This is a genomic window from Clostridium sp. JNZ X4-2, from assembly GCF_054889485.1.
The window spans coordinates 1,993,973-2,006,884 of sequence record NZ_CM142685.1; the positions used below are offsets into that span (position 1 = coordinate 1,993,973).

General features: G+C 35.8%; 14 protein-coding genes and 3 riboswitches. Of the genes, 3 read left to right on the forward strand and 11 right to left on the reverse strand.

Features of this window, described 5'->3' with window-relative positions; translation table 11 throughout:
* Positions 1-27 precede the first annotated feature (27 nt).
* Complete coding sequence (locus ACYUJ6_RS09590) at positions 28-342, forward strand: rhodanese-like domain-containing protein (protein WP_461842569.1); 315 nt, start codon at positions 28-30, stop codon at positions 340-342.
* Positions 343-448: 106 nt separating this feature from the next.
* Here the strand turns inward: ACYUJ6_RS09590 and ACYUJ6_RS09595 are convergent, their stop codons facing one another.
* Entirely contained in the window at positions 449-1,525 is a 1,077-nt protein-coding gene (locus ACYUJ6_RS09595; RefSeq protein ID WP_461842570.1) for a M24 family metallopeptidase, read from the reverse strand.
* Positions 1,526-1,837: 312 nt separating this feature from the next.
* On the opposite strand from ACYUJ6_RS09595, the gene ACYUJ6_RS09600 reads away from it, so the two are divergent.
* Positions 1,838-2,383, forward strand: coding sequence for a helix-turn-helix domain-containing protein (locus tag ACYUJ6_RS09600; RefSeq protein WP_461842571.1), 546 nt, complete (start codon positions 1,838-1,840; stop codon positions 2,381-2,383).
* 94 nt (positions 2,384-2,477) lie between these two features.
* Here ACYUJ6_RS09600 and ACYUJ6_RS09605 read toward each other — a convergent pair whose 3' ends face one another.
* The 10 genes from ACYUJ6_RS09605 to ACYUJ6_RS09650 all read right to left on the reverse strand — a co-directional run bounded on the left by ACYUJ6_RS09605 (position 2,478) and on the right by ACYUJ6_RS09650 (position 11,634).
* On the reverse strand, positions 2,478-3,176 hold the full coding sequence (locus ACYUJ6_RS09605; RefSeq protein WP_461842572.1) for a response regulator: 699 nt from the start codon (positions 3,174-3,176) through the stop codon (positions 2,478-2,480).
* Between the two features lie 17 nt (positions 3,177-3,193).
* The gene (locus tag ACYUJ6_RS09610; RefSeq protein ID WP_461842573.1) at positions 3,194-5,902 is read right to left on the reverse strand and encodes a DUF4118 domain-containing protein; all 2,709 of its coding nucleotides are present in this window, start codon (positions 5,900-5,902) and stop codon (positions 3,194-3,196) included.
* Positions 5,903-5,918: 16 nt separating this feature from the next.
* Complete coding sequence (gene crcB / locus ACYUJ6_RS09615) at positions 5,919-6,293, reverse strand: fluoride efflux transporter CrcB (protein WP_461842574.1); 375 nt, start codon at positions 6,291-6,293, stop codon at positions 5,919-5,921.
* Positions 6,294-6,311: 18 nt separating this feature from the next.
* Positions 6,312-6,758 carry a fluoride efflux transporter FluC gene (locus ACYUJ6_RS09620; RefSeq protein WP_461842575.1) on the reverse strand — a complete coding sequence of 149 codons (447 nt, stop codon included), beginning with the start codon at positions 6,756-6,758 and terminating at the stop codon, positions 6,312-6,314.
* Positions 6,759-6,827: 69 nt separating this feature from the next.
* Positions 6,828-6,989, reverse strand: coding sequence for a universal stress protein (locus tag ACYUJ6_RS09625; protein ID WP_461845481.1), 162 nt, complete (start codon positions 6,987-6,989; stop codon positions 6,828-6,830).
* A gap of 50 nt (positions 6,990-7,039) precedes the next feature.
* Positions 7,040-7,261 (reverse strand): hypothetical protein, encoded by a 222-nt coding sequence (locus ACYUJ6_RS09630; RefSeq protein ID WP_461842576.1) that lies wholly within the window; start codon positions 7,259-7,261, stop codon positions 7,040-7,042.
* A 239-nt stretch (positions 7,262-7,500) separates the two neighbouring features.
* Positions 7,501-7,563: riboswitch (Fluoride riboswitch) on the reverse strand.
* A 108-nt stretch (positions 7,564-7,671) separates the two neighbouring features.
* Positions 7,672-7,815, reverse strand: a complete 144-nt coding sequence (locus ACYUJ6_RS09635; RefSeq protein WP_461842577.1) for a hypothetical protein — start codon at positions 7,813-7,815, stop codon at positions 7,672-7,674.
* A 59-nt stretch (positions 7,816-7,874) separates the two neighbouring features.
* The gene (locus tag ACYUJ6_RS09640; protein WP_461842578.1) at positions 7,875-10,229 is read right to left on the reverse strand and encodes an HAD-IC family P-type ATPase; all 2,355 of its coding nucleotides are present in this window, start codon (positions 10,227-10,229) and stop codon (positions 7,875-7,877) included.
* Positions 10,230-10,314: 85 nt separating this feature from the next.
* Positions 10,315-10,995, reverse strand: a complete 681-nt coding sequence (locus tag ACYUJ6_RS09645; RefSeq protein WP_461842579.1) for a hypothetical protein — start codon at positions 10,993-10,995, stop codon at positions 10,315-10,317.
* 46 nt (positions 10,996-11,041) lie between these two features.
* A riboswitch (Fluoride riboswitch) is annotated at positions 11,042-11,112 on the reverse strand.
* Between the two features lie 51 nt (positions 11,113-11,163).
* Positions 11,164-11,634: an HAD family hydrolase gene (locus ACYUJ6_RS09650; protein ID WP_461842580.1), complete on the reverse strand. Its 471-nt coding sequence runs from the start codon at positions 11,632-11,634 to the stop codon at positions 11,164-11,166.
* 207 nt (positions 11,635-11,841) lie between these two features.
* Positions 11,842-11,906, forward strand: a riboswitch (Fluoride riboswitch).
* Positions 11,907-12,057: 151 nt separating this feature from the next.
* Here ACYUJ6_RS09650 and eno point away from each other — a divergent pair.
* A complete protein-coding gene (eno, locus tag ACYUJ6_RS09655) occupies positions 12,058-12,798 on the forward strand; it encodes a phosphopyruvate hydratase (RefSeq protein ID WP_461842581.1) in 741 nt (246 codons plus the stop codon).
* The last annotated feature ends 114 nt before the right edge of the window (positions 12,799-12,912 follow it).

Consider the following 12,912-nt stretch of genomic DNA (forward strand, 5'->3'; position numbering starts at 1 on the left):
ATTCAAATGCAGAAGGAGGTATACTAAATGAGAAGTATCAAAAAGATATCCGGCAGAGAATTAAGAAAAATGCTGGAAGACCAGTTTCCTCCACTTTTAATCGACGTTAGAACTCATAGGGAATTTCATAAAGGACATATCTCCAACAGTAAAAATATTCCTATTGAACATTTTAAAGACGCTATAAAAAAGATGCAGTTAGATCTAAATTCTATTATTGTAGTATACTGCAAATGCGGTATAAAATCTGCCAAGGCTTCCAATATATTAAGAAAACTGGGTTTTAAAAAAATTTATGATCTAGGTGGAATTGACAATTGGCATCATAGGCTTAAGCATTAATTTCATAAAAGACAGAGGAATTAGGTTATTTTATGCTATAACAATATATAACAATATATCTCAACCTAATTCCTCCTGTTTGTCTTACTTATATGAATTTTTAATACTATTGCACTGTTATTAAGTCTTTCGGATAATGATTCAGCACTTCACATCCATCTTCAGCAGCAATTACTAAATCTTCTATTCGCACTCCAACTTCTCCCGGTATATAAATGCCTGGTTCAATAGAAAAAATTTGTCCTGGCTGAACTACATCAGTATTCACTGAAGAAACATCGCCAAAATCATGATCATCTATTCCTATAGAATGTCCCAGCCTATGAGTAAAGTATTTTCCATAACCTTTTTCCGTAATATAATCTCTTGCTGCAGCATCTATATCACAAAACCTTACTCCTGCTTTAGCTTTTTCTATTCCCCTTTTATTTGCTTCAAGGACTACATTGTAAACCTCTTTGCTGTGCTCTGGTACATATTTATAGAAAACAGTCCTTGTCATATCCGAACAATAGGAGTCTTTTTTACAGCCAATATCAATAACTACACTGTCCCCTTCTTTCACAGTTGAGCCATCCATTACATGATGTGGATTTGCTGCATTGACACCATAACCTACAATTGGATCAAAAGAATGGCCTTCAGCTCCCAGTTCCTCCCATATATCAGAAAGTATCTTTCCCATTTTCTTTTCCGAATATTTTTTTGGAATAAGCTTAATCATTTTGCCTACAGCAATATCATTTAACTTAGAAGCATTTCTCATCAATTCTTTTTCTCTTTCATCCTTGCACATTCTCACCTTGTCAATAATTCCTGAGGCATTTACAAATGTACTTCCACCTTTTAATTCCATCAATCTAAGCAGAAAATGTGACGGCCAGTTCTTGTCAATACCCATAGGCTTATCTTTTTCAACGTATTCTGCAAGAATTTCCACAGGATTCTGCACATCATTATACCATACAGTCTCTATTCCTATACCTTCACTCATAGGAAATAACTCATTGATAAATAATTTGTCATGTCCACTTAATGTTATATAAAGTGCCAGCATTCTCTCACCAGGTAAAATCCACTTTCCGGTAAGATAAAATATAGCAGATGGATCTGAAATTATCATTTGGGGTAACTTTTCTTTTTCCATAAGTCTTAAAACTTTTTCAAGTCTTTCTTGTATCATTATAGATCATCTCCTAATATAAATTATTATTTTAATTTCCTATGTTTTGTAAAAATAATAAACTAATAATCAGAAAATTATAATAGTTTCTTTACAATTACAATATTATCATATTTTTTTTGGCATGTACACATTTTTTTAATAATACAGTAACTATTTTTGATTACACAGTAATTACTTTTGATTATAACTCTTTTAAAATCTTTGGTATTATTTAAGACATATTTTATTGAATATATCTTTTTATTATGATATCATGTTAGAATGAAAACTTATATAAAAATTCTAAATTCAAGATTATGGAGGGAAATAATGATTGGTAAAATAGCTGAAAAAATCCACAATTTAAGAAAGGGAAATAATCTTACTTTAAAAGACTTAAGCCAGAAAACCGGTCTTTCAGTTAGTTTTTTATCTCAAATAGAAAATGGCTCTTCTTCGCTTGCAATTACTTCCCTAAAAAAAATTTCAGATGCCTTGAATGTTAACATAAGCTATTTTTTTAAAGCTCCTGAAACTCATAATTTTTTAGTTAAGATAGATGAAGAAAAAACATTTAAAATGGAAGGTTCCAATTCAGAATTTATAAGAATAAGCGGTGATTTTCCATCAAGAAGCATGGAGTCAATGCTGGTGATAATACCTCCTGAGCAGATGCACGGAAGCAAATTCAATCATCCCGGTGAGGAATTTGTATATGTATTGGAAGGCGGTCTCATTGTTACTTTGGATGGAACCGAATATTTTGTTGAAGCCAAAAATTGTATACAATATCCTTCCACCATTGTACATTCATGGAGAAATCCCATGAAGCAGGACACAAAATTGATTTGTGTAATAACCCCATTGATTTTTTAGGCTGTGGGAGTCAAATTTGTGAATTGTATTAAAGTAATCATTCATTATGGTTCTCTCTTTTAATAGGATTCATGAATAGATAAAAATACAAGCTTTATTCATCAACAAGTCTGTATCCCACTCCTACCTCTGTGTATATATATTCAGGTCGTGTAGGGTCTTTTTCCAGCTTTCTTCTCAAGTTTGCCATGAACACTCTGAGAGACTGGGTTTCATTTCCCAAAACAGATCCCCAAATTTCATTTATAATAAAATTATGAGTTAGTACTTTTCCCGGGTACCTGCATAAAAGTTCCATTATTTTATATTCCGTAGGAGTCAAATGTATATTTTCCCCGGCTATAACCACTTTTCTTTTTTCAAAATCAATAACCAGATCTTTAACTCTGAATTCTTTTATCTCTTTTTTCTGAACACTGTTCATGCCGTTGTGCCTTAAGGATACACGGATTCTGGCAAGCAGCTCTCCTATTCCGAAAGGTTTTGTCAGATAGTCATCCGCTCCTCTATCCAGCGCTTCAACCTTCTGTCTTTCATTTTCTCTGGCAGAAACAATTATAATGGGAACTTTGGACCATTCTCTTATTCTGGATATGACCTGGACTCCATCGATATCCGGAAGTCCCAGATCAAGTATTATAAGATCCGGATTATTTGACATGGCAAGAGCCACGGCTTCATTTCCCATGTCCGTTTCAATGTACTTGTAATTTTGAGCCGACAGTGCAGCAGTTATAAACCTTCTTATAATTTTGTCATCTTCAACTACCAGAATATATGGTTTGCTATCCAACTGTCATTCCCCTTTCTTTAATCTATTATCTTTTTGCCGGGAATATTAAATCTAAAAACAGCGCCTCCATTTTTTTTATTAAAAGCCGCAATTTTTCCGCCGTGAATTTCCACAATGGATTTACATATGGCAAGCCCCAATCCAACTCCCCTTCTGGAATCGGATATTTTACTTCCATCGGTAAAAAACCTGTCAAATATATGAGGCAGTATTTTATCATCTATGCCTGAACCATTATCAATAACTTCAAAAAACACATCATTGTCTTTTCCATAGGCTTTTACCTGTATGAGAGATCCCCTTGGAGAAAATTTTGAAGCATTGTCTATCAAATTTATAAGCACCTGTTCAATAAGTTTTCCATCCATAGGAACCATTATCATTTCACCGGGAAGGCTTATTTTTATCTCATGATCCTTGAAATACTTGGAACTTCTCTGTGCTGCTTCCGTCAGCACTTCTTCCACCAGTTCCATATTTTTATCGATTTTCACACTTCCATCATCAAATCTGGTCATACTGAGCAGATTTTCCACCAGCCTTATAAGCCATTCAGTATCGTCATAAACACCCTTTAAAAGATTCTGCCTGACTTCTTCAGATATGGACTTGCCATCCTCCAAAATTGTACTCACAGCACCTTTAATTCCCGCCAGGGGACTTCTCAAATCATGTGAAATAGACCTTAAAAGACTGCTTCTCAGCCTTTCCCTGTCAATAGCCACCTTTGAGGCCTCCTGCTGACTTACGAGAACCTCCCTGTCCAGTGCAACAGCCATCTGGCTTGTAACAGTTTCCAGTATGAATTTCTGATCCGGCTCCAGAAAGCCTTCAGAACAGGATACACCTATAACTCCCAATATCTTCATACCAATTTTTATAGGTATGTAATATCCCTGTGCTCCATAGAAGGTATCCGTCCCTGCTCCTGATTCCTTTCCCTTTAAAAAGCTCCAATAAGCTGCAGCATTTTCATTTTTGTCTGAAAAGGAAATTGGGGATTTTCCTTCATGCTCATTGTAAACAAAAGGGGTGGACAGTTTTCCGTCTTGTGACAGATAGCATACAACAGTTCTGCCAATAAGTCTGGAAATATATTTTATACCTATGGATACCACATCAGAATTTCCAACTGCACTGAGCAGCCTGCTGCTTATTCTATAGAGAGTCTGTGTTCTTTTCTCCCTGATATCTGAATCAGAAGCATTTTTTTGAATCCTATTGGTAAGATTTCCAATTATAAATGCCACGACAAGCATAATGGCAAAAGTAATCAAATAGTTTTTATCATAAAATTGAAATGAATACTTCGGTTCAATAAAGAGATAATTAAACAGTGCCACCCCTATTATTGAAGACATTATTCCCATAAAATATCCTTTGGTTCTGATATACACAATTATAACACCCAAAATTAAAATCATAAATACATTTGATTCAGAAAATCCAATATATTCACAAAACAGGGCAATAAAAGTCGTAATTAATGTAATTACAGCAGCCTCCAAAATATCCCTCACAGACAGAGCAAAATCAAAGTTCAATTTTGTAAAAAATCTTTTCTTTTTTTCCTCATATAATGAATTAGGTATAACATAAACATCAATATAGGAATTGGAATCCATAAGTTTGTCAACCACATCCTTGGCATAAAAGTGAAACAATCTACTGGTCTTTTTGTTGTTCTTTCCTATTATGATTTTTGTTATATTCCTGAATTTAGCATATTCTATTATCTGATCGGATATATCATCTCCATATACCGTAGCTATTTCCCCACCCAATTGTTCTGTCAAATTGAAATAGTAATTCAGTCTTTTTACATCACCCTTTTCATTTTCGTGATTTTTGGTGGTTTTTACATAAAGCACTACCCACTTCGAGTGATAGACTTCAGCCATTCTGGCCGCAGTACGTATTACCCTTGCAGAGGAAGGAGAAGAGCTTATGCATGCCATTATTTGATCCGAGGTAGGCACTACGGTAATCTGTCCCCTGGAAAGTCTGTCAACTTCCACTTCATAATTTACCCTGTCTGCGGTCTTCCTAAGTGCTATTTCCCTCAGGGCATACAGATTATTTTTAGTGAAGAAGTGGACAAAAGCCCTTCTTACCTGTTTCCTGCTGTATATCTTCCCATCGCTGAACCGCTTTAGGAGCTCATCCGGTTCTATGTCTATTATTTCCACTTTGTCTGCATCTTCAAACACCTTGTCGGGAATAGTCTCCCTCACAGTCATGTGAGTTATGCTTTCCACTATATCATTCAGGCTTTCAATATGCTGCACATTAAGGGTGGTGTATACATCAATTCCCACATCCAGGAGCTCATATATATCCTGCCATCTTTTTCTGTTTCTTTTGCCTTTTGCGTTGGTATGTGCCAATTCATCCACAAGTATTATATCAGGCTTTCTCAAAAGGGCTTTATCCAAATCAAATTCCTTTAGAATCATACCTCTGCAATTGATCACCCTTGGAGCTATACTTTCAATCCCTTTGGTCAGTTCCATGGTATCTTTCCTTCCGTAAGGCTCTATATACCCTATTACCACATCTTTTTTAAGCTGCTTTACTTCCCGGGCCTCCCTGAGCATGGAATAAGTCTTTCCCACTCCTGCCGCATATCCAAAAAATATTTTCAACTTTCCCCGCTTGTTTTCGCTTTCATCTTTTTTAATTTCCTTTAAAAGATAGTCAGGATCCGGATCTCTATACTGGTTCATAAAAAAACAACTCCTATTATCTGAAAATTAACTTACACCCGTAATTATACCAATTCATACCAATTGAAAATCCTATTATTCCAATGATGATGGAACTCAATATATACATGAATGCATTCAGTTTTTCATTATCTTTAAATAGATTAAATCCTTCATACATAAATGTAGAAAAGGTTGTATATGCTCCTAAAAAACCATCTCCAAGAAATGAATATATGTTTGTGTCAATTTGAGCTGAAGTCAAAGCTCCAAGCATAATGGCTCCTGTTATATTTATTATAAAAGTTCCAATAGGGAATCTACTATTAGAATGTGTTAATATAGCTTTTCCAATACCATATCTTGCAATACTTCCCAATATACCGCCAGTACCAACTAGTAAATAATTCATGTTATTTCCTCCTGTGATTTAAACTACTTTATCTATATCTTGAACATCTTCATCGTAATCCGGCCTGTGGTGATTCTTTGTTATATTTAAATTTAATTTATTTCCAGCCATTATACCTAAGTACACTGCTGCAAGTCCTAAAATTGCTGACATAATCATATAAGATGCTGCCGCATAATAGTATTTTCCGGTAATTAAGTTTACCGTTTCTTTACATAATGTAGAAAAGGTCGTATACGCCCCTACAAATCCTGCTGAAATTCCAAGTTGTATATTCTCATCAATTTTTAACTTCTTAACTGCAACTGTAAGTACAAAAGCTAATATAAAACTCCCAGTAACATTTATGAATAATGTATCCAATGGTATGATAGTTGTTTGATTGAATATATGAATGTTTTTTATAAAGCTCCTTGTTATGGCACCTAAAAATCCACCAATGCCAATAAAAATAAATTTCCTCATTTGTTAGTTTCCCCTTCATTTTTAATATAATCTTTTGTAAAACACTTGATCTATTTTAGGCAAAGTTTATCATAGCCTTATAACCAATACCTGACAATGAGCACTTATTGTGACAGATACAGCTACACTTCCCAGCAAAAACTTTGATATTTTATTTCTGCCTCTATGCCCTATAATTATTAAGTCTGAATTCACACTATCGGCACAGGCTACTACTATATTTTTATATATTTATTTAACCTCCTCATTATCTGTTTCTTGATCTTTTATATCTTTATTGCTTAAGAGACATTGCTTCCGGCTTTCAAAAAATAAAAATGTATAAACAAGCTAAAAATTATTGCCGTGAGCTTATCATTCAGATATTTCTGTTTCTTAAAAAATGGAGAAAGTGCCAAACCTATTATATATGCGTGCAGTACCGCTTCTACATTAGCCAACGTAAGAATTATACTCCCTGCGCCTGCGAGAAAATCGATCCACTGATTCGTAGTTAAATTCATAAGATTACCTGCTGCAATACCCACCAATATCTCAACTAGAGATATTGAAATGCCAGAGTAATATGCTATGATACCTGTGATTATAGAGAGTACAATCCACTTTGAAAATAGAAGCCATATCTTTCTAATCCTCCTATAAATTTATTATTTATAAATTGCAGGAGTCATTAACATAAATATACATTTAAGACGAACCCCATCGTCCTCATTTAAAAATAGGCATAAAAAAACTTCTACTGACAATAGCAGAAGTCATTAATCACAAAGGATACTTAAAGGCAAACTTCATTACCTAAATCTTAAATTACTTTATTATATTATCATAAATTAAGATATATATCAATATATAATAGTAAAAAAATACAGAACAGCGTTCAGATTGTCTTGATACTTCCGATAATGCCATTCTTTCAATCACCCTTCCAATTAGACCTGAGATCGGCAGGAGCAATGTCTCCAAGCTGTACGACCACCATATCATTCTTGCATAAATTATCTTCATCAATATCAACCAGTTTTCCACTTTTAATAATCGTTACAGAATTATCCTTCAAAACATCACCCCTAAACTATTTAAAGCAATCTTTATCCCTGAATAAAAATTTTAATTTGCTTATGAATGTCGCTCAGTTCCTAAAATACCTGTTACTCTGTAATACCATATTTTCAAGGCGTCCAAGATCAACATGGCAAAAAGCGTGATGATGAACAACATCATGATAGATAAGAAGGAAACCGATGCCGTCACCCAGCCGAAGACAGCCATTAATGTGGCAAATACAATATTGATACCAACCATCCCAAGAACCCACTTACTTGGTGCAAAGGACCAGAATGGATCCCGGGTTCGCGTCATCATAATGGTTTCCATTGCCGAATAAATCAGGTATAGGAACATTAAAGAACTGATCTGTGCTGCACTTAAATTTTGAAATTTGAAGTAGAACCAGAGAATTCCCAGGCCAAGAGCCAGCCACCCTATGGTAAAAATAGCGGATATCTTTGCCAACTGAGGCATATTCCATGTTTCGGGAACTGTGGTTGGCCAGGCTTTGTCGGTTCCCAAGGTTAGGGTAACCATATCGTTCATCACAACAATGAATACAATCAGGCTCAACGAAACCGGGAAAAATCCGGTAAAGATAAATCCAAAGGTCAGAAGTGCAGCCAACTCAGCCGTACGGGCCAGCTTTGTAATAGTCCAGGTCATCATTCGCCTGTAAACACGATGCCCCCCATCAATTACTCTGGCGATATCAGACAAATGTGGTTCGGTTAAAACGACTTTGGCCGATGATTTTGCCACATCTGTGGCGGTACTTACCGCAATGCCCACGTCTGCTTGTTTCAGAGCTGGAGCATCGTTAATTCCATCTCCGGTCATTCCGACAACCATTCCTAATTTCTGTATGGCCTGAAGGATCTTGTACTTATCTTCCGGATATACATTGGCAAATCCATCGAAATCCAAGGGATTGGATAAGGCATCCTCTAATGTCCCAATTCGGCTGCCAATTCCCACCTGCTCGGCAACCGCTCTGGCGGTGCCGCTGGTGTCACCCGTTATCACGATGATGCGAATACCTAAGCTTTTGATTTTTGCAATCGATTCTTTAGCATCATCCCGCAGTGAATCAGCCAGGGCAATAAGACCCCGGCAGACCAGTTTTCCACTCTCCCCAGAAGCAACTGCCACAACCCTGGAACCTTTCGAACTCAACAATTTAACCTGTTCCATAAACTGATCCGGCACTGTCGCAATTTCAGTAATGACTGCAGGTGAACCAAGAACCACATCCACTTGGCTTTCATTCTCGTTAATCTGAGCCCTGGATATTTTGTGAACTGGATCGAATGCAATAAAGGACGTCCTTTCCGGAACAGATAAGTTTTGTATTTTTAAAGCTCCGAGTATTGCGGTGCTGATGGAGTCATTGGAGGTGTCATCGCTTGCGGCAGCCGCCAGCTTTAACAATTCGGTATTTCCCATCTGTCCAAACGAAATCAGCCTAGCAATTTCAGGACGATTGTTTGTCAATGTCCCTGTTTTGTCCACGAGTAGGACGTTCATACTTGCAGCTTCCTGAATTCCAGTCAATCCTGTTATCAATACATGGTCTTTAGCCAAATTCTGCGCTTCCAGTGAATTTGCTACAGTAAAGCTGGCAGGCATTGAAATGGGAATAGTGGCAATAAACAAAATCACCAGAAACGGCAGCAGCTCTTGCCAAGAAGTTCCATGAATGAATGCAGTGACTGCAAGGATAACAGCAAGAACAATATCCAAATATGCGAGATAACGAACAATGTTGAACAGCAATACCTGAAGCCGCCCCGGAGCTCCAGCTGTTCGAACCAGTTCTGCAGTTTTACCATAGGAACTCTTCGTTCCAATTGCAGTTACGCTTGCAATTGCCTCACCATGGCTGATGGTAGAAGCAGAAAAAATCGTTTCTCCAGCCTGTTTGGTGACATCAATGGATTCTCCTGTCAGTGCAGACTCATCAATGCTTACAGTACCGCTGATGATTTCCATATCCGCCGGTACAATATCCCCAATTCTGACGTGTACAATATCTCCAGGGGCAATCTCCCGAGACAGCAGCATCTGCCATGTTCCATTTCTCAAGGTTCGGACACCGATTTGCAGTTGCTTGTGCAGATAACCGACAGCATTCTTTGCACGTTTCTCTTGAACTTCTCCAGTAACCGCTGAAAAAACAAGTAACAGAAGAACAACTGCTGCCTGAATACCTTTGCCCAGAACTAGTTCAAATATCATGGCTGCCTGGAGCAGCCATGGAATAGGTCCCCACATCCGCCTAAGTGTTCCCATGACCGGTCCTACTCGTTTTTCCGGAATTTCATTATAGCCGTATTGTTTTCGCTTTGCTTGAACATCGGAATTACTTAATCCACTTCCCTTATATGAATTTTCGATACCAGCCGTATCTTTACTTCGAGCCATTAAAATTTCCTCCTTTTATTTTAGATTACCATTTCTCACAAATCATTAAATATGACAATTGATTCTTCTATTGTAAAAGATCCAATCAAGGTATGAGCTTATTTCTTTTTAAGATAGAAACAATAAAGGGTATGAAGATCATCTGGATTATAATATTGACAGAAGTGTATGTGCCGAATGTTTCCCAGCAAAACTCTCTTTTCTTTTTAATACCCTCGGTTGCAATATTATAAAACTCTCTCACAACATCAGAGTTTTTTATGCAGTAGTTATTCAGATCTAAAAAGATATTTGGATACAATTCTGCTACCAAATTCAACACACCTGCTCCAATATGCTCGGCATAGGGTTTATCAGAAATACTCTGAGTGTAACATTTTGTGTCATCACAGCTGAATCTCTGAAAAGCTTGTTCAACTTTTGGAGTTAGAGTCAATTCATCATCATATTCATCTGGTTTTGTAAGATACTCACTTATTTTTTGCATTTCAGCTGCGATGTCATAAATATATCCCGAAAATGCCTTTATTTTCTTAAACAATGCTTCACATTCAAGGTCTTGCATAACTTCCTGGCGGTAATATATTGTATCTTCATTATGCAGAGGTTGAAGGAAAAACGGTTTTAAATTGTATTTCTGCATTCCAGATATGATTGTATCTATAATTTGCTCAATATTCAGATCTTTAAAATATGAGGGAACTTCCTGAGATCCTCTATTAATAGCTGCATCATTTTTCTGAAATAAAATACTTGTGAAGGTCATTTTGCAGCTCCACCTTTCAAAAAGAATATAAAAAAGCTGATAGCTCCTTTTTATAGAAGTCATCAGCTTTTTAGCGTTTAGGCTCTTGCCTGGGAAAACTTCATTTCCCTTATTTAGCTTTCATTATAAATGATACCGTCCAAAATTTCAATATCAATATCTGTTAGCTTATTCTCTGAGAGTAGCCGTAATTCTTTTTGGGTTCAGCAGCAGCATTAACGCATCCTCGCTGCTTTTTACAATAATGTCAGCCTTTAATAGCGCTTTGGCAGAACAGCCTTCCTCACCGATTATAAGGATAGACAGGGCACAAATTTCAAACATCCCAATATCATTTTTCCCATTGCCTATACATATTGTATCCTCAGCACCAAGCAGCTGTACAAATTCTTTCTTTTTCACACTACCACTGCTGCCTTTTAAGACTTGAACTTTGGCACCGATGTCTTTGCATTCATTCTGCACTGAGCCATATGTATCCGATGATAAAATATAAATATCCAAAAATCTTTCGATTTCAACCAGTATTTTTTTCACAGGTGATTTTAATTTGCCGTCTGTGGCAAGAGTCCCATTAAAATCAAAAACAACGTTTTTAACAGAGAACTCATTTTGTCCCGGTATTGTTATTCTCAGCATATTTCATACTCCTCCCCCTTAATAAAACCATTTTACAAAATCATTACAACTTCAACTAAAATTATAAGAATAAATATTTATTTAATCAACTGCTTAATCGCAGAAATATTATGACTATATGTTACATTAAAGTCAAGAGTCTTTAATAACATATGAAAAACTAAACCTTTCAAGAAATTTATTATTATGCTATAATAACATAAAAAGTATATTGTAGGTGATGAAGTTCACCTTTAAATGTCTCTTTTGAGATTAATGACTTCTATTATGTTTATCATAAATAGAAGTCATTTTTTTGTTTTAGAATTCCATCTTTTAATAAAATAAAAACTTCTTAAATATAGAATATTAAGTATATCAACCAAAATTTCTGAAAAATCTATAACATCAAGTGATAGTATAGTAACTTTGAGGGGGAAAAATATGAGTAAAAATATTAAAAATATAACTGCAAGAGAGATCTTTGATTCAAGGGGAAATCCAACAATTGAAGTAGATGTTCTGTTAGATGATGAAAGCTTGGGTAGGGCAGGCGTTCCATCTGGTGCCTCAACAGGAGATAAAGAGGCCGTTGAAAAAGCAGGTTATATACCGGGAAAAAATATTTCAATTGCTTTAGATCCAGCTGCCAGTGAATTTTATAAAGATGAAAAATACAATTTTGAAAATAAAAAATTAACTTCTGAACAGATGATCCAGTACTATGAAAAGTTAATAGATAGTTACCCTATTATATCAATAGAAGATGGACTTTCTGAACATGATTGGAGTGGCTGGCAGGATTTAACTGAGAATTTAGGTAGCAGGATTCAATTAATAGGAGATGATATTTTCGTTACAAATCCATCTATTTTACAAGAAGGTATTAAAAAACATATCGCAAATTCAGTTTTAATTAAATTAAATCAGATTGGAACTGTGACAGAAACTATAGAAACCATGAAAATAGCACGTAAAGCTGGATATACAACTATGATTTCCCATAGATCTGGAGAAACGGAAGATACGTTTATTGCAGATTTTGCAGTAGGATTGAGTGCAGGTCAGATTAAAACCGGTGCAATAGCAAGAACAGAACGAGTGTCCAAATACAATCAATTTTTAAGAATCGAACAGGAATTAGGTGAAGATTCTATTATGACACAATTTACTTTGAAAAATTAGTATAGCAGCATTGAGAATACTCCTATATAATTGTTTGGTAAATAGTTGAAAATATCAAGGGTATCGTCAATCCTTTCGTTCCGCTACCCTCTACTTGTTTCTTGAAAGCAGCTA